The following is a 19371-nucleotide window of genomic DNA, read 5'->3' as shown; positions in this document are numbered from 1 at the left end:
AAAATGCGATCGCAGCAACTATTTTGACTGCTGATGAATATGTTTAAATCTTACTAACAACAGTGTGCAAATACTTTTTAAGTACTAAAAATAATTTGTCCGTTGACTATTGCCACTAATTTTACTCTCAATGGCCCGGCTGTGTAAGTGTCTTCTGCTGCGATCGCTTTAATCTCTAAGGGTTGATTGTACTGTCTTAATTGGGCGACAAAGCGCAGAAAAGTTCCCTCTACTTGGACATCTTCGACAATTCCGGCGTTACGGGCCCGAAATTGGGAAGCAGAAATTAGTATTTCTAGCCGTTGCTGTAACTGATAGGATGTCATGGTTTTGGAATCAGCACTAGTTGTAGCTAGCACTGCACCTCCCGAAAAAACCAATTGATTTCGGGCTGTATCAGCAAAAAACTCTATCTGCTTCTCTCCCCTGACGTAATTACCAGCTGAGAAAATTCTTACCACGTATTCTTGACCATCGCTAATCTGCTTGCTCAATTGGTCAATCCTATCTTCAGTCACACGCAGTAGCTCTACATTGGCAGGATTCGCCCCAGGCTCACTTAATCCGAGGTTGGCGTTGCGGTTGGCCTCTTGTAAAAGTTGTACCACTGCCTGACGAGCAGCAGCCGGTTGGTTAACACGAATTACAGCAGCAGACAGAACTTGACCGCGAATTAAGGCCAGTTTACCTAGACGTAGATCGCGGTAGGACTGATAATATTTTTCTAGCCTTGCAACTTCGAGTTCTAGTTGCTCTTGTTGCGCTTCTAATTCTTTGAGGCGCGATTCCCGTTTGGCAATCACTTGCTCTCGTGCTGCAACTTCTACATTCCGCTTTTGAATCAATTGATCGAGTTGGCCAATTTTGCGATCGCGCACTTCTATGGCTTCTTGACGGTTAGCGAGTTCGCGATCGCGTTTTTCAATCGCTGTTTTGGCTTCGTCAATGGCTTTTTTCGCTTCAGCGTAGAGTCGTTGTCGTTCTGTCTTCAATAGTTCAACTGCCGCCTGTAGCTCTTTTCTCTGAGTGGAAACGCTTTGCAACTCATTTATAGCCTTTTGGTACTGAGTTACAACTTGTCCTAGCTGGCCTTGAGTGCGTTGCAGTTGAGTTTGAGTTTGGGCTTGTTGACTAATGGTGCGGTTCAACTGAGCTTGTGTTTGGAGTTGTTTGGTATTCGCCGCTTGCAAAGATTGATTAATTGCCTGCAAGTCTTGTTGTGCTTTTGCTTGGGCAATTCTGGCTTGATTTAGCTCGCCTTCTACCTGGCTTTTCTGAGTTTCTGCGGTCTTTAACTGTTCCCGCTTCTGTCTGAGGTCTGTTTGAATATCTTCTAATTCAAAAACTCCCTTTCGCAAGCCTTCGTCGGCAGCGAATAAAATTCCTAATGTTGATGCTGAAATCAAACCGCCCGTAAAAATAGTTACCACGACAGCAGTATTTTTCGGACGAAGGTTAAAAAGTGAGAGGCGAGCTTTGCCAACTCGTGTGCCGATGCGATCGCCCACGGTGGCAATTACGCCTCCCAGAATTAAAATTGCTGCGATGAGGATGTATCCGGTGGTCATCTTTAGCTACCGAAATCCTTCCAGATACAGCCTACTACTTTTAAGCATTGTCTGGAAAGAAATGGAAATTGGCAATAGCTGAAATTACTCAATTTTAGATTTACCTCTAGCTATTAGTGTCATCTTTCAAAATAAAACACGCGCCGATTCCCCTTTCTTCCATTGATTTTATGTGAATTGCCTACTTAAGGTAACAGGTTTATGCACAGTAATCTTCTTTTTGTGGATAGAAATCATCTTTTTCTCACGCAAATCCCCTAGTAGCCTAGTAACGGTAACACGGGTTGAACCAATTGCTTCTGCGATCGCCTGATGAGATAACTTCAGATCGATAGTGATCCCATCAGCACAAGGAACGCCAAAATCCCGACAAAGAATTAACAAAAAACTCACCAACCTGGAACCCATATCTCGGTGAGCGAGAGTTTCAATCATCATCTCTGTTTGTAAAATGCGCGAAGACAGACCCCGCAGCATTAACATTGATAATTCTGGATTTTCCTTGAGTGCTTGCTCCACTTGTTCAATTGGGGCTGACAGTAATTCCACAGGCGTAAATGCAACCGAATGGTAAAACCTATCCGACTTATTTCCTGTCAGCAATGACAAAACACCAAAAACACTATTTTCCCGAAGCAATGCTACTGTTATTTCCTCTCCTGCCTCGTACACCCTAGAAAGTTTAACAGCACCTTTCAAAAGAAAATAAACTCGTTCGGCAGGATCGCCAGGAAAAAAGATCGTTTTATTGCGTTCAAACGTTTCCACAACTGGCGGAAACGCCCCGGTCGCCATCTGACGAAATACATTTGCTAGGGCTTTATCTTGTGTCACGATCATCTCCCTTCCCCTACCCAATGCCGGAAAAACAAAAACTAATTACCTAAGAATACACCCGAAAAATGAATAAAGCACCGTCAACCTTTCTGTACTTTCCTATACTCAAACAAATCACTTCATAACTGTTTGTTTATAATGATACATAATTGTTGATCCTTTCAGCTACTACTTGTTGATAAGTAGTTCCAATAGCTGTATTAAAAAGGGTTTTTTAAAGAACAAATAAAGATATCTTGAGAAAATCTTTAGGAAAAATCAAGAATTTTGTCACAGCAAACACCCTTCTCAATATTCATTTTTGCAAATCCTGTATAAAACAAAGACAAAACGTGCCTCAGATTCTAGTATGCTCCTAATGATCGATCGCATTAACAATTTCTATGCTGAATCTGACTGGAAAAAATGCTCTTGTTACAGGTATTGCCAATAACCGCTCGATCGCCTGGGGCATCGCCCAACAGCTGCATAAAGCCGGAGCAAACCTGGGTATTACCTATCTGCCAGATGAACGCGGCAAGATGGAGAAAAAAGTCGCGGAGTTGGTAGAACCCCTCAACCCAAGCTTATTTCTTCCCTGTAATGTCCAAGATGAGGAACAGATTCAATCTACCTTTGAGACAATCCGCGAGCAATGGGGGAAGTTAGACATCCTCATCCATTGTTTGGCTTTTGCCAGCAAAGACGATTTGAGTGGAGATTTTAGCCAAACCTCTCGTTCTGGCTTCAACACTGCCTTAGAAATCAGTACCTACTCGCTGGTGCAGTTAAGTGGTGCAGCTAAACCTTTGATGACAGAGGGAGGAAGTATCGTCACCTTGACATATTTAGGCGGTGTTAGAGCAATCCCTAACTACAACGTTATGGGAGTTGCCAAGGCGGGACTAGAAATGAGTGTGCGTTACCTAGCTGCCGAACTAGGGCCGCAAAATATCCGCGTCAATGCCATCTCCGCAGGCCCCATCCGCACCTTAGCATCTTCAGCAGTGGGTGGCATTTTGGATATGATTCATCATGTAGAAGAAGTAGCTCCCCTACGCCGCACCGTCACTCAGCTAGAAGTAGGCAACGCTGCCGCTTTCTTGTGTAGTGATTTGTCCAGTGGTATTACCGGACAAGTTCTATATGTAGATGCAGGATATGAAATTATGGGAATGTAAGATAATTTGGGCATGGGGTATCGAGAATTGGGCATTGGGTATTGAGTATTAGTAAAATTCTTGCCCATGCCCAATGCCCCATGCCCCATGCCCAATTCCCCATTCCCCATTCCCAATTCCCAATGCAAATTAGCAAACTTAATTCAAATTACGACCAGTTAACAAAAACCCCTCGGATTGCCACTGTTCGCCGTACCACTGGTGAAACTGATGTGGAAGTTACCATCAACCTGGATGGTAGAGGAACTTGCACAGCAGCAACAGGCATTCCGTTTTTGGATCACATGTTGCATCAAATTGCCTCCCACGGGCTGATTGATATAGATGTTCAAGCCAAGGGAGACTTAGAAATTGATGACCATCACACCAACGAAGATGTAGGGATTACCTTGGGTCAAGCTTTCAACCAAGCATTAGGTGACAGAAAAGGTATTGTCCGCTTTGGTAATTTTCTTGCACCACTGGATGAAGCCTTAGTTCAGGTAGTGCTAGACTTTTCTGGACGGCCTCACCTCAGCTACGGCTTGCAAATTCCTACCCAGCGTGTAGGAACTTATGATACCCAACTCGTGCGCGAATTCTTTGTGGCGATCGTGAACCATAGCCAAATGACACTGCACATTCGGCAACTGGATGGCATTAATTCCCATCACATTATAGAGGCGACATTTAAAGCCTTTGCAAGGGCAACACGGTTAGCAGTGGAAATTGATCCTCGTCGTGCTGGTTTAATTCCCAGTTCTAAAGGAGTTCTATAAAACCATTTGGGGTATTTAGCATAGGGCATTTGTTATTTACCCAATCCCCAGTCCCCAGTCCCCAAACCCCAATAATTGACACACCGCTCGGTGATGGTTATTATCAGCCTACTAGGTAACTTGTAATTAATACCAAGCTAGTAATTAGTGGTTGAACCGAGATGAAGTCTGTTGCAGATGACCCTGATTCTCAACTTAATACGAGAGACACTCCGCCAGTAGTCCTAACTTCTGAGTTGCGAAAAGTCTATCGTACTGGTTTTTGGTTAAATCAAAAAGTCGTATCTCTGAAAAACTGTTCTTTAACAGTTTACAAAGGTGAAACCTTTGGATTGCTGGGGCCAAATGGTGCTGGGAAAACCACCCTTTTAAAATTGTTGCTGGGAATTATTCATCCCACGTCTGGCAGGGGATTATTATTGGATAAGCCTATAGGCGATCGCAGTGTTAAGCAGCATATCGGCTATCTGCCAGAAAATCCCTATTTATATGACTATCTCACTGGCTGGGAATTTTTGCAGCTAGCTGCTGGACTATTTCAAATTCCCCAAAATGTCCAACGCCAACGCATTCCCCAACTGCTGGAATTAGTAGGTTTATCCCAAGCCGATGCCCGCAAAAAGCTTTTACGCCGCTACTCAAAAGGAATGCTACAGCGTGTTGGCATGGCACAGGCGCTAATTAACGAGCCAGATTTGGTTTTTCTTGATGAACCGATGTCTGGTCTCGATCCTATAGGACGTTACCAAATGCGGGAAATTATCCTGTCGCTAAAAGCTGCTGGAAAGACGATTTTTTTCAACAGCCATGTTCTTAGTGAAGTAGAACAGATTTGCGATCGCATTGCGATCCTCGCTCAAGGTGAATTAATTTGCTCTGGTTCTCTTAATGAACTTTTAGGTGTACAAGACACATATTACGTAAAAGGTCAAGGTGGTGACTGGGAAATTCTCAAAAAATGGATACCCACTCTCAAATTTGAACCTGATGGTTCTTGGCAAGGTACACTACAGGACGATTACTATGATTTTCTCGCTAGTGTTCGTCTGATGGAAGGTAAGATTATTGCCATGAACTTGGCCCGTTACTCCCTAGAAGAGTTTTTTATTCAACAAATCCAAAGAAAAAATAACTCAGGAAATTAATTTCATTACTTAATGGGAAATTATATCCTTGTTTAAGCAACAAAACTCAAACTTTATTTCTCATTTTTGAATTTACTTTCTCAAGTAAACCCACAAAAAACCAGATTACGATCTCTTTTTAAGGTTATTTGTCTTTATTTAATGAACTTGTTCATAATTTTGTTTGAAACTATATGTTCAAATGTAATCAAATTGACTTTCACAAGGAAATATTATTCGTAAGTTCTTTATTGGTTTACAGATAATTTTTTGTAGAAATTTACCATTACTTGCGTAATTAGTAATGTTTGGTGATAATTCATCTATTCAAGTTTGCTTAACTTTAAATTAACTTCACTAAAAATTCAAATTTAATAAACAAATTTCCTCCGGAAAATTACACTTTTCGAGGAAAATAAGAGTGTCGGGGAACTTGAATACTTAGGTATAGTCAAAATAAAAATGTTTAGACAGTACTTTATTGATCGTAGTTTCAGAATCTCAGGTAAATATGCTTAACACAAGTTTGTTTAAATTTTTAACTCAGCCAGTTGTGGGTGCAGCTTTGTTAAGTGCTGTCAATGTCGCTGCGCCATTTGCAAGTCTAGCTCAGGGACAACCATTACCATCAACTACACCATCAACTACACAAACACAATTAGATACTAATTATTCATTAGGAGGCGGTGATCTCATCAGGGTAAATGTATTTGAAGTACCTGAATATACAGGTGAGTATCAAATACCCCCAGGTGGAGCAATAAACTTACCTTTAATTGGCAGTGTATCAGTTCTAGGGTTAACAACTGAACAAGCTGCCGACGAAATTGCCAGAAGATATGCTCGCTTCCTCAAACGTCCCCTAATCTCAGTCAATCTATTATCACCTCGTCCCATCAATATTTTCGTTGCTGGAGAGGTGACACGTCCAGGAGCTTACACTCTGAACCTGAGTGGAGGCGCAGGAAACAATCCAGGTGTACAATACCCCACTGTATTAGCTGCATTGACAACAGCGCAGGGAGTAACCCTAGCTGCCGATGTGACTCAAGTTCAATTACGGCGTAAAATAGGACGTTCTTCAGAGCAAGCCGTTACCATCAATTTGAAAGAACTTATCCAGACAGGCAGGTTAACCCAGGATATTACCTTGCGCGATGGAGACACCATAGTTGTGCCAACTGCAACTAACTTCAACGTGGCAGAATCCCGCAATATATTTGCAGCTAACTTTGCCGCCAGCCAAACCACACCCCGCACAGTAACAATTATTGGTGAAGTTAACCGTCCCGGTTCCTATCTTGTCACTCCCGGTAGCACAGATACCCAGGGGGGCGCAACCGCTAATAGTGGCTCTGCTACTCCCACTGGACTACCAAATGTGACGCGGGTAATTCAACTAGCTGGGGGAATTACATCACAGGCTGATGTACGTAGTCTCAAGCTACGCAGACCTACAAGAACTGGCTCAGAACAAACTATAGATATAAACCTTTGGCAACTATTGCAGAGTGGTGACTCTAATCAAGATATCATCGTGCAAGATGGAGATACAATTGTTATTCCGACGGCAACTGAAATCAACCCCGCAGAAGCTACTCAATTAGCTACCACTACTTTGTCTCCTACACGCATTCAAGTTGGTGTAGTAGGCGAAGTTAAAAAACCAGGGTTAACAGACGTTCAGCCGAATAGCTCTTTAAATCAAGCTATACTGGCAGCCGGCGGATTTAATGATGCCAGAGCTAGTAGTAAAGCTGTCGATTTAATCCGCCTCAACCCTAATGGTTCTGTCACGAAACGGATAGTAAAAGTGGATTTTTCTGCTGGCATTAATGAGCAAACTAATCCCATACTCCGCAATAATGATGTCGTGGTAGTCAACCGATCTGGTGCAGCTAAGACTGGCGATACCGTCAATACTATAACTGGGCCTCTAGGGATTATCCTTAATCTTCTAAACTTGTTCGGACTTTAGTTTTAGATATAGATGTAAATTGGGGGCGTTGAGCAATCTTCCTCCGTCCCCAAATTACACTATCTATGAGTCAAAGCTTAATAGTCAAGAGTGAATATAGCTGTGCTAAACCATTTATTAGAGATAGATGAATGATGCGTTTATAAACGTGACCATCTGTATTCTTGCAAAGAAGTAAGCTACACGAAGCAATCTCTTCTCATAAAAAAGTTGTAGCCTAGAATGGCTCATTTCATACTCCTAAAGATAAGCGAGATAGGCATATCTCGACAACAAGATAAGCCAATACTAGGGTACAGAACTGGCTTAATTCTGGCTATCATTAAGCTTTGGCTTTATTTCATACTATCTTAATAAAAATGTCAGTAAAATTACTCTTGATAAATCATATATACCTAAAGCTGTAACTGAAACTTCTAATTTGCCACTGGTAGGCTTTTTCAAGCTTTGTTTTAGTTACTCTCATCTTATGAGAATGAGAATATTTTAAAAGATAGAAGCGAGAAATTATCTCTATACCTTATTTATAGGAATTTAAGGATTCTTATTATCATAAGAATTATTTAAGTAAATTAACTTATTGATGACAGATATACTATCTTAACTACAGATACCGCGTATACACAGTAGAATGATGTCGAATTGGAAATGATGTCATTTGTACGGTTGCTTAGTGTTCATTCATGGAGTACTTCTGGATACTGACAATTTTCCTTCAGTACTTTTACCAGATATCTGCTATTTTGTGGAACACCAGTTAAAAAAGCATTTCCGCTATATTTACGTGGAAATTCTCAGGTGTAAGTCTGAGAAACCATGTATAAACTTACAAATGGCAGTTATACGACTGTATCCAATACTGAGTTACTTTCTAAGGCTAGAGTTACTGACCGTTGACGATTCAGTTTTTGCAACATACCCTATTTTTCCCTATGATGATTCATGGTTTCGGTTTTCTCAGTTTGAGTGCGTCTCTTGTACTTCCCTGGGCGTTGACAGGTCTGGTTCAAGGGCAGAGAATAACAGAGTCTTTAGTTAGAGATATTCGTCAGTTATCACCTGTCCAGGAAAAAACACTACCCAGCCGCAAGTTAATCAGCCAGGCTGCTCCAACAAAATACTATGTTAGTGGTAACTACGGAGATGACAAAAATAGTGGACTCAATGAAGGCAATCCGTTTAAGACGATTCAAAGGGCAGCAGACCTGACTAACCCTGGCGATACAGTATTAATTATGAACGGGTTGTACACAAACTTACCGCAAGGCGGGAGTGTCGTAAGTATTAGACGTTCTGGAAATCCAAATGCCTGGATTACTTATAAAGCATATCCTGGACATACTCCAAAAATTCAGCACAATACATGGCAGGGCATTGGGTTGTCAGGAGTCGCATATATCAATATTAGCGGTATAGAGGTCAAAGGGGATATTGACAACATAAGTTATTCTTATGCTTATAGTCAGAGGTATAACACATCAAATCCGCGTACAAATGGAGGCTGCATAACCATTGATGGACGTAATAGTTCTGTTCATCACATAAATATTGAGAACAACAGAGTGTATAACTGTGGAGGAGGAGGTATCGCAGTTATGGCAGCTGATTATATAAAAGTGTCTAATAACACTGTGTTTAATAATGCCTGGTATGGTGTCCATGGTGGCAGTGGTATTGCGTTCTTGAACAATCGGAATACTGACAACAACCAAGGATACAAAATGTATGTAACCAATAACAAGGTTTACAACAATCGCCAGTATATTCCCTGGATTGAAGCCGGCAAGATTACAGACGGGAATGGCATTATTGTCGATAGTTCGAAAAATGGTCCCAATGGTGCATATAAAGGAAGGACTTTTATTGCAAACAATATTTCCTACCTAAATGGTGGTTCAGGTATTAATGCCCATGCTAGCGAGCATATCGATATTGTCAACAACACGGTATATGCGAACGGGCAAAGTCCAGAGCTTAATAAAGGGCAATTGTATGCCGGTTTTTCAAATGATGTCAAGATTTACAATAACATTATTCATGGTTACGCTGGTCAAAAAGCGAACAACAACTACCAAAATGTCAACGTTACCTATGACTACAATCTTTATGCTAAAGGTACACTGACCGCGGTAATGGGGCCTCACGATTTTATTGCAGATCCACAGTTTGTCGATCCCTCAAATGCTGACTTTAGAATCAAGTCAACGAGTCTGGCCACAAACCGAGGTTATTATTGGGGAGATTTGAAAACTGATTATGCAGGTAAGCCTCGCCCTATTGCTAGTGTATATGATATTGGAGCATACGAATACCAATACTAGTAAGTCCAAATCATGTATTGTTACCCGATCGTAGTTGCGTCAGATTGAAGCTACCTAGCATTACAAAAAATAATAAGCCTGCTAAGGCAGGCTTATTATTTTTTAGCTAATTAAACACCCATGATATGGCAGTTCAGGTGTTTTCTTACACTGATGATACAAAAGCTCATTTTACACAGAGCTTTTGTCTGGAATACGTTTTTGTGGCTTTACCTTTTTTGGCAAGTCTTGATGAGTAAAGTATTCTTTAGCATAGCTGAAATAACTACTAGACTCATTTTTATCAATGACACCATTCACAACTAAACCTAAGACATTGTGACTCGATCTATGTAGCATTTCCTGAGCAGCAGCAGCACTGTTAGAATCAATCACTCCGGGTCGAGCTACTAACAAAATTCCATCAGTCATTTGACTTAAAGTCAAAGCATCGGCTGCTAAAAGGAGGGGGGGAGCATCAATAATTACAAAATCATAGTTATGTTGAGATGAGAAATTTTCAATTAGTGATGCCATCCGTTTTGAATCAAGTAAAGCAAGTGGGTTCGGAGGTCTAACTCCAGCAGTCAAAACATCAAGGTTATCCATTACCTTAGATACAGCAATATCAAATTCAACCTGATCTATGAGAACCTCGCTCAAACCAACTGAATTGCTTAGTTGCCAGAGATAATGCTGAGAAGGAACTCGCATATCTGCATCAATTAGTAAAACTTGACGTCCTAGTTGAGCGATCGCAGCAGCTAAATTAGCTGAAACTGTAGACTTGCCTTCTTTAGGAACTGCACTAGTTACCACGATAGTTTTAAGCACTTTATCTGAACTCAAGAATTTCAGATTGGCTTGAATCATCCGGTACATTTCGCTCGTTAAAGAGTGGGGAGTATCTCTGACAGCAATTGTTTGAGTTGTTGCTTCGGAATTTGAGTAACGGGAGCGAATCTTTTTAACAGACGAAGGAATAATTCCCAGCAAAGTATATCCAAATACATCTCTAACTTCTTTAAGCGTTTTTAGAGATCTATCTCTCATACCTAATATAAGTACAGTTGTGGTCGCAAAAAATAAACCAAACATCACTCCTAGCACTAAAACAATTATTTTTTTGCCTGCTATCGGCTTTTTGGGCACTAAAGCCTGAGCAATAATTCGGGAACTGGCTGTATTGGTATTCTCGACTAATTGTAATTCTTGAACTTTTTTTAATAGAGTTTGATAAGTTGATTCTGCAACTTCAACTTTTCGTTCTAACTCGCGCTGATTTTGTGCCAACTGGGGTATGAGTTTCACTCGCTGTTCGTAGCTAGCACGAGAATTATATAGAGATGAGAGTTTTTGTGTTAATCCAAAACGCTGTATTTCTGACTGCAAAAAATTTTGTATCAAGCCTTGTCTAAGTTCTCCAATCTGCAATAGGTTCTGGGGAACTTGTGTTTGATTACCAATAGCTTGTGTTCGATTGCCAATGGTCTGACCAATTTGTTGTTGCAGGAGAGATTTTAAACTAGCTTTTTTCGCTTCTAGGTTGATTATTATAGGGTTGTCATCTAAAAAACGACTACGCTCAATCGCTAATTGCCGATCGGTTTCTTGAAGTTGTGTAAGAACTCCCTGTACAGCAGGCGACTGACTTAGGGCACTCACAGCGATCGCTTGCTGAGAATTTAGCTCTACTCTTTGGCGCAGTTCATTGGTTTGGGCGTTTACCTCATCCAACTGAGCCTTAACATTATTCATCTCATTGTCTAAATTTCCGATAGTTGCAACGGCTGACTTTGTTTCCTCTGATAAATCTGCAATCTGATGCTTTTGTTTAAATATACGTAATGCTACTTCTGCATTGTTAACAGCAGCTTGAGTTTTCGGAAGCTGCTTGGCCATAAATTGACGGGTTGCTCCTGCTTCAGAGCGATTTGACAGAATATCGTTTTCTAAATAAAAAGCCATCATTGTATTGATCACTGCCGCTGCTTCTTCAGGATCGGGGCTAGTATAGGTAATTCGCAATACATCTGTCCCACCAATAATTTTTAAGTTAAGGGATTTTTGTAGTGCTTGTACTTCCAGAGGTTTACCTTCCTTATCTTTTAGTTTTAGTTTGTCTATTGTCCGCTGCAATAAAGCAGGGGAAGTAATAACTTCCATCTGAGTGCTTATAGGATTTTGAGTTGCTACCAAGGGTTTCAAGTCTCCTGAATCCCCTCCTTCAGAGAAACTAGGCGAAATACTAGTTCCTGCTACTTTAAAAGAGGGAACTCGGAATAACAGCTTTCCTTCTGCTTCATAGGATGGCTTGATAAATTTTGTAGATATAGCACTCAGCATAACTGTAACCACAAAGATGCTGAAAGCAGGTAGCCACCATCGTTTCAAGATCAAAAAGTAACGATTAAGGTCTAAATCAATAGATTCTCTAGATTCCATAGTTCTTTCTGACATAAATCTTCAAAAGTACAGGTTTTAAGCGAGAAACTGAATATTTATCTACTTCAGAGTAGCAATAAAGCACAACTATTAACTAATAATACTATTTTACAATATGACATATAACATGGACTATTTCAGGATTTTAGACTGAAATCATTCAATGGCTTTGGTTTCGATAAGTTAAGATTCAATATTTATAAGCCTTGAGGAGCATTATTAAAAGTACATGCAATATCAGGTCATGATGATTTTTACTTCAATTAGCTCTTTTTTGTGAAAATGTGAGGGTATATTTAATCTTCTTTGGCTGTATCTTTGATAATTCATCGATTTCCCCGAAAGTTCTGAAATAGGGTTAAGTAGTGCTTTAAATACCGATCAGAAGAACAATGTTTTTAAATTTTGGTACATTCTATTTTTCATAATTTTCTTCTTATTTGATGTGTCGTTCCTACTGATAAACATGCTGTTACGTAGAGCATCCAATTCAAACTATTAGATTCAAGCAAAGCAGATTCAGTAAGGCTAGCTAAGGCTATATATGTCATGTGTAAAAGCGGCCAAACATCAAATGCTGTTTTACTACTACGTACCCAAGCCAATCCTTGCATATAACTGCGACAAAACCCTAAAAAGAACAACCCTAACCCTAAAAGCCCTAAATCAAGACAAAGAGCAAGATAGCCGTTATGGGGGTGGTTGGGTTTCCATCCAACTATACGCCAAATGTAGGCAGATTCACCATCCCATCCTTGCCAGAATCCACCATAGCCATAACCAAGCCAAGGCTGCTTCGAAATCATATCGATTACTAATGGCCATAGATCTGTTCGACCAGTCAGTGTGGAATCTTTACCAAGCGAGGCAAACAGGAGATCGGCATCATTCGAAAACCAAAAATATAAAATTTGGCTGATAATTGCCATTAATATTAGAGTTGGTATCATGACTTTGTATGACCAACGCCAAATTTGAAAAATAAAAAATGCAAATATTATAATTAGTAGGTTAACTAGAGATGAGGCAGAAACAGCAAGTAGTAAAAGTAATACTGATAAGCTAAATCCAACCCAAAAAATCCAACTACGTCTTTTAGTTTGATAACCAAGTATAAAAAATATTATACTACTAGTTACCATTCTAGATCCCAGTCCGTTTTTGTGTACGAATACTCCACGCCACTTGGGGCTACCAAGGTCGTCTTGTATACCATACTTAGGCAATGCTATAGCGAAAATAAAACTCAATATTACAATAATTCCAAAAGTCCAAGCAAGTAAATGTAGTTGTTGTTTCAAACAATATCGTGAAGCAAAATAAACACCAAATAAACAGGAGTTAAAGAGGGTAAAACTATTTTTAAATGTTGTTGATGGTTCAAAAGACCAAGTAATAGAAAAAACTGCCAATATTATTAAAGAATAAAGTAAAATATTTTTATTAGAGACGAGGAAATGAAGAGTCTTCTTCCAACGTAAAATTAGTAACAAAAAGGTAACAGCGTAGAAGAAGAAGAAAAGAATCCGAATCAAGGAGGCATCGTATTCTACCAACTCATCTTGCCCTGCTCCTCCTGACAAAAGTAGTACAAAGACTCCCCCTGAATACATTAGCAAGGCTATAACTGTAAATGCTTCTTCAGCAAAAATTAATAATTTTCTCATAAATTAACTTAATTTTTATTTTGCATATCTATTTCTCTTTGATAAATTTGGGCTGTTTGAGCGGCAATATTTGACCAATTTAAATCTTGATGACAACGGGCAAGTGCCGCAGTTTGCATTTGTTGTTGCAATTGGCGATCGCTTAATACAGAAATTATGGCATCAGCGAGGGAGCGAGCATTACAGGGTGGAACTAATAACCCATCTTTTTTATGCTGAACTATCTCACTCAATCCCCCGACATCAGAAGCTACAACTAGCGTCCCCATTCCATAAGATAAGGCTGCCACACCACTTTGAGAGGCTTCGATGTATGGCAGAACTGTTATTATACTACGTTGAAATAGATTACATACTTCTTCAATGGGAATAAAATCATTAATTATCTCATAGTGTTTTTCATCATAACCATTAGGGAAATAGTGCTTTATGTTTTCTCCTTTTCCCGCGATAATCAGCTTGACTTCGGGTATACATTCAGCAATTAAGGGCATAGCCTCAAGCAAATATTTCAATCCTTTATAAGGAAATATGCGTCCAAAAAATAGCAAGGTATATGGTTCCCGATCTTTAATACTTTGACTAACACGACGCTGATATAAACTACCAAGTTCCCCATGAGGTAAAACATTGACTCGCTCTTGAGGTATACGAAATTGCTCAATCAAAATTTTTTTTAATTGATGAGTATGAACAATCAGTTGTTGGGAACGGTAGAAGCTAATGCGTTTGGTATATTCAGAACCAAATACATTAGAGTTATCTCCTGGATGAGGAAATATATCGTGGATAGTTGTCACCAAGGGTGGCATCTTGTTGAGTAACAAAGTCCAATCGTACCAGGGATCGTTAGTTTCTTGCACATGCAAAATATCTGGCTGTATGTCTTTAATAATACGCATCATCCTGCTCATAGACAGTAGGTTGCGTGGGTCACGAATCCGTGGTTTTTTAAACTTAATGACACGGATACTAGAATCAAGAACCTTGCTACAGACATTTGATACTTTTTCAGGATGAATTAACGTTAAATCAACATACTTAACTAGACTGTTTGCTAATTCTATGGTGTAATCTTCAAAGCAAAAATGTAATAAAGCAACTTTAATCATAATTAAAACTAGATTTTTAAGTAAATCATTTTTTCACTAAGTTACATCAATTAAAGGTGTAATTTAAAACTAAATAACTACGACTCTTTTAAAAATTTCATCCACAAAAAACGAAACCCACCAAAAGCACGAATACCTAAATAAACCGCAAATAAACAATAGGCAGTACTTGCAATAAGTAGAGTGAACATAAAGTTTAATCTAATTTTTTGCAACACTATAAATATAGTTAGCATTAAAAAACTTATGATTAAGGGTCGGCGCATAATTCGCCATAAATTTAATGAAAATAGGTGAAAATAGCTGAAGTAAACATACTGGCTACAACCAATAATAGTCATTAATAATGCCATTAAAGCTGCACCCATTAACTTGTATTCTGAAACTAATACTATACCAATTAAGCTTCCTAATGTAGTGGTTATTACCACTTCTCTCAGGTTGACTATCTCAAAACCATTGGCTACAAGTAGATAAGATAATGGACGTATAAATGGCAATACCACTAAAGACGCAGCACTTAAGCTAAGGGCTAAATTTGCCTGAGAAAAACTAGCATCATAAACAAAAATTAGTAAATCTTTACCAAAAAATAACAAGCCAATAAATAATGGTAATCCCATCATTAGTAAGACTTCAATCATACCCTCAGTAATCTGCTTCTGCTGCTCGCGTCCTTGAGTTACCGCCTTTGAAAGGCGAGGAAAAATTGCTAAAGTTATACTATTAGCAATAATCAAAAATGGTTGTAGCAATTGTGCTATTCCACCAAATAGACCTACTAAAAACTCATTTCCTAATAAGGAAAGAATCAAAATTTGAATTCTACTATTAACTACAGCTATTGCTTCAATAGCAAAAAATGTGCGCGCACTTTTAATTGTATGAAATACAAAATTCCCATCAATTTCCCATTGGATTTTGACTAAACGCGCTATCAAAATCCATTCAATTACCAGAATTAGTGTTTCTGAAAAACATAAAATCACCCCTAAATATTCAATTCCGTATTTCAGTTGCATCGCCCAGATCATGACTATTATGCGTAGGATATACACTGGGATTGTAGCGATCGCAATCAAATGCATCTTTTCCTGAGCTTGAAAAATTGATTCCGTGACATTGGAAAGCGCAAAGGGAATTATCGTCAAGCCCATTATGTAACAAATAGTAGAAGTTTTGGAACTATAAGGAAGTAAAAAGACTACAAGCACTAAAGCCCCATAACTAAAGAAACTAAATATTAATTGCAGCCAGGTACCACTCATTAAATAAACTGGAGTTCTTTCTGGCTCACGGGCTAGTTCTCTAGTGAATAAAGTCTTTAAACCTTGTGAAGCAATGCCTACAAATATGAAATAGTAACTATACGCTAGTAGATACTGCCCTAAAGCCTCAGCTCCTAAAGTACGAGCAATAGCAGCGGTTAGTACGAAAGCTGTAATGCTTTGCGCTAAACGGTTAGCTATCATTGACAGGGAGTTACTTATGATTTTATACTTTTCGACCATTCTTAAATTATTAATTCAGTTTAATTAGTTTATTTTGAATAATCACCAAAGCGAAATTATGTGATCCCTCCTTAATCTGAAGTATAAAAATATAAGTCAAGAAGAATTACAGTGGAAATTGCAATATTTGGATATATGACATAACCACTATAATTCCTAATTTTCAACTATAGTTTTTAGGCTAATTAGTAAGCACCATCTTTTTTCAAAACCACCATAACTGTTTTGAGCAGAATTTCAAAGTCTAAACCAAGAGACCAATTCTCAATGTAGTTAAGATCGAGATTTATCACTTGCTCAAAATCTAAAATATTTGAGCGACCTGAGACTTGCCAAAGACCTGTAATACCAGGTAAAACTTCATGCCTAATAAAATGATGTTCAGAGAACTTATCTACATCTCTAGTAGGCAATGGACGAGGCCCTACTATGCTCATTTCTCCAAGGATAACGTTAAAAAGTTGGGGTAATTCATCTAAGCTGTAACGACGGAGAAATTTTCCTATCCTAGTAATCCGAGGATCGTCTTTAATTTTAAAGATAATTCCATCTTTAGTTTCATTTAAAGCTTCCAGGTCTTTCTGCAATTTGTCTGCATCAGACCTCATTGTTCGGAATTTCCATACTTTAAACTGTTGGCCATGTAAACCAATGCGGGTTTGTCTGTAAAATACTGTCCCAGGAGAGTCCAGTTTTATAGCTATAGCTATAGCAACATAAATAGGAAATGATAACATTACAAATAAAGTTGCACAAAAGAAATCACAACTACGCTTTATCCAAAAATCTTTACCTGTAATTATAGGACAATCTAAATTCAGACAAGGCATTCCTCCTATTTTACTAAATTCTACATTTCTATAGATTGGTTTTAATTCCATTGGTAAAATATGTACTTGGATGCCAGATGCTTGAAATAACCAGCATAAAAACATTCTATTTTTTAGAGCATCCCAAGAGATAAAAACCTCTGTCACTCCTAATTCATTAAGTTGATTCAATGTTTTTTGACGTTGATATCTGTCTAATGAACTAGCATTAGCAGTTCCAGATACCGTATAGTGCTTTTCCTTTTTGATAAAGCTAGCAATTTGCTCATGATCTTGAGGATCGCAAATAATGAAGACAGAAGAACGAACTATTTTTTTCTGCTTACGCAGATATTCAAGAGTCAGATTTACAGCATATCTACCACTGCAAATGAAGAATACGCTTAGTAACCAAGAGAATAATATTAATTTAGGACGTGTAATATCAACGACTGGTTTATACAAAAAACAAACTAGGAGTATTAGTCCATGAGCGAAAGTCAACGATTTGACAATATTAAAATAGTCATAGCGTTTTTGACCTTCTCGATAAATACCTTCTAAAGCTAGTGAGCCTATTTGAATTCCAATAGTTATTAAAATTGGCAAGTAACTGCTTGGCACGTACAGAGTAAATTGATACCCAGATAATACCCAAGCTAAGGATAAAAGAGCATAATCTACTAAAAACAGTGTTGTTAATCTCAACCACCACGAACCCTTACGTACCCTGACTAATGAAGATGCACGTAAATCCAAAGGAACTTCACTGAATTTATTTGTTGTAATGCTTTGATTACTCATGGTTGGTAACACTTGGTGTAGTTAAAGTTTGATGGAAATTTATATAAAACAAGTGGCAAATATCACATTTTTGATCCCAAAGAGTTTACCCTTTGGAGTCCACTAGCAACAATTCTCTTCAAAGTAACTTTCAGTTCTCGAGCAAAAACATTTTCTGATACTTAGCTTGAGTGCGTTTGTTACCCAGATACTTAGTTTTGGTTACAGGATATAATTATCAGTTTAATCTGGAAACTCTGCTTTTCGATGCCAAAAAAATGATTTTTTGGTAAATTCACTTATGTTTAAATAGAAATCCTGACGCTAATGATCAAGTAGTCCAGGTAAAAATATTGAGATTTTTAGGTTAATTGCGTAATATACGTAATAATCAAAACTGTAGTATTTCAGTTCTATTGCAGATTTATACTTCGTTTTGCAACTAGAATAGCACTTTTGATGAATTTAAGCATGTTTAGCTATCTAATTCACTTGTGCTTAGAATTTCTTTGTTTGCTTACGCATAATTACTGATTAATAAAACTTACATTCATAACATATAACAAAATGCATCAAAAGTTTGCTTATTGTTACAAAACTTTACATAATTTAGAGATGCTGGTTGAACTTCGTCTATATTCATGAGTACCTCTTGAGAATTGGCCACAGATTAATGAAAATAGATCATCAGAGTTTAAGTTTGATATCTGTGATTCATGTAATGTCTGCATTGTGGACATTTTGATTACCAGAGAGAGTTATGTTTGTGAATAAAATTTTCTGTGTCTAAATTGCTAATATTTTAGGTTGCTTTAATCATGCCTCTGAAACATTTTGGCACAGATGTTAAGTCAATCTGCAAGGTTTTAACCTCATTTCTTATCCCGAGTAAAATGACATAAATGAAGCCTAACTGATGATGTGATAGTTTTACTGAGCTTAGTGTAACACTCTTTTTTCTACGTCTTGCTTTTACCCCAATGACAAATTTTCATGTATGTAGAAATCATGAGGCTTACTGTATAGATAATGGAAAATCGAAGGCTTCTACCGATCCCAATTGTCGTTTCCTTACTGAGTAAAGAATACTAGTCACTAACAATGAGTCTTTACTCTCTCTTTGACGTGTTCTGAGCGTATGCAGATTGCGATCGCTACTCAACTACTTAAGCAAATTATAATTATGGCTTTACACTATTTTTACATATGAAGAAACATAATGAAGATTCGGTAACGATAATTTTTTATTCGGCAAAATTTAACAAAAAAGGATAAATTTTATTCAATACGAACTTTAAGCTAAATATTATGAAACTAAA

General features: G+C 38.3%; 12 protein-coding genes. 5 read left to right on the top strand and 7 right to left on the bottom strand.

Annotation, left to right across the window (positions count from 1 at the left end; translation table 11 throughout):
* Nucleotides 1-77: 77 nt before the first annotated feature.
* A complete protein-coding gene (locus RMZ41_RS28895; protein WP_322641939.1) occupies nt 78-1568 on the bottom strand; it encodes a DUF3084 domain-containing protein in 1491 nt (496 codons plus the stop codon).
* 168 nt (nt 1569-1736) lie between these two features.
* Nucleotides 1737-2408, bottom strand: coding sequence for a global nitrogen regulator NtcA (ntcA, locus tag RMZ41_RS28890; protein WP_008233817.1), 672 nt, complete (start codon nt 2406-2408; stop codon nt 1737-1739).
* Nucleotides 2409-2788: 380 nt separating this feature from the next.
* Here ntcA and fabI point away from each other — a divergent pair, with 380 nt between their 5' ends.
* From fabI to RMZ41_RS28865, 5 genes are all read left to right on the top strand, one after another.
* Nucleotides 2789-3565 (top strand): enoyl-ACP reductase FabI, encoded by a 777-nt coding sequence (gene fabI, locus RMZ41_RS28885; RefSeq protein ID WP_174708500.1) that lies wholly within the window; start codon nt 2789-2791, stop codon nt 3563-3565.
* Nucleotides 3566-3687: 122 nt separating this feature from the next.
* A complete protein-coding gene (gene hisB, locus RMZ41_RS28880; protein WP_322641950.1) occupies nt 3688-4323 on the top strand; it encodes an imidazoleglycerol-phosphate dehydratase HisB in 636 nt (211 codons plus the stop codon).
* 161 nt (nt 4324-4484) lie between these two features.
* Nucleotides 4485-5468, top strand: coding sequence for an ABC transporter ATP-binding protein (locus RMZ41_RS28875; protein WP_322641938.1), 984 nt, complete (start codon nt 4485-4487; stop codon nt 5466-5468).
* 490 nt (nt 5469-5958) lie between these two features.
* Nucleotides 5959-7425, top strand: a complete 1467-nt coding sequence (locus RMZ41_RS28870; protein ID WP_322641937.1) for an SLBB domain-containing protein — start codon at nt 5959-5961, stop codon at nt 7423-7425.
* A gap of 893 nt (nt 7426-8318) precedes the next feature.
* Nucleotides 8319-9746 (top strand): choice-of-anchor Q domain-containing protein, encoded by a 1428-nt coding sequence (locus RMZ41_RS28865; protein WP_322641936.1) that lies wholly within the window; start codon nt 8319-8321, stop codon nt 9744-9746.
* Between the two features lie 171 nt (nt 9747-9917).
* Here the strand turns inward: RMZ41_RS28865 and RMZ41_RS28860 are convergent, their stop codons facing one another.
* From RMZ41_RS28860 to RMZ41_RS28840, 5 genes are all read right to left on the bottom strand, one after another.
* Nucleotides 9918-12185 (bottom strand): polysaccharide biosynthesis tyrosine autokinase, encoded by a 2268-nt coding sequence (locus RMZ41_RS28860; RefSeq protein ID WP_322641935.1) that lies wholly within the window; start codon nt 12183-12185, stop codon nt 9918-9920.
* Between the two features lie 407 nt (nt 12186-12592).
* Complete coding sequence (locus RMZ41_RS28855; RefSeq protein ID WP_322641934.1) at nt 12593-13837, bottom strand: O-antigen ligase family protein; 1245 nt, start codon at nt 13835-13837, stop codon at nt 12593-12595.
* Nucleotides 13838-13845: 8 nt separating this feature from the next.
* Complete coding sequence (locus tag RMZ41_RS28850) at nt 13846-14949, bottom strand: glycosyltransferase family 4 protein (protein WP_322641933.1); 1104 nt, start codon at nt 14947-14949, stop codon at nt 13846-13848.
* Nucleotides 14950-15026: 77 nt separating this feature from the next.
* Entirely contained in the window at nt 15027-16460 is a 1434-nt protein-coding gene (locus tag RMZ41_RS28845) for an oligosaccharide flippase family protein (protein ID WP_322641932.1), read from the bottom strand.
* A gap of 185 nt (nt 16461-16645) precedes the next feature.
* Complete coding sequence (locus tag RMZ41_RS28840; protein ID WP_322641931.1) at nt 16646-18073, bottom strand: sugar transferase; 1428 nt, start codon at nt 18071-18073, stop codon at nt 16646-16648.
* Between the last annotated feature and the right edge of the window lie 1298 nt (nt 18074-19371).

The sequence above is a fragment of the Nostoc sp. DedVER02 genome (assembly GCF_034530675.2).
Classification (GTDB): domain Bacteria; phylum Cyanobacteriota; class Cyanobacteriia; order Cyanobacteriales; family Nostocaceae; genus Nostoc.
Note: the sequence above shows the minus strand (reverse complement) of the source record. Positions and strands in the feature narration are given on the sequence as shown.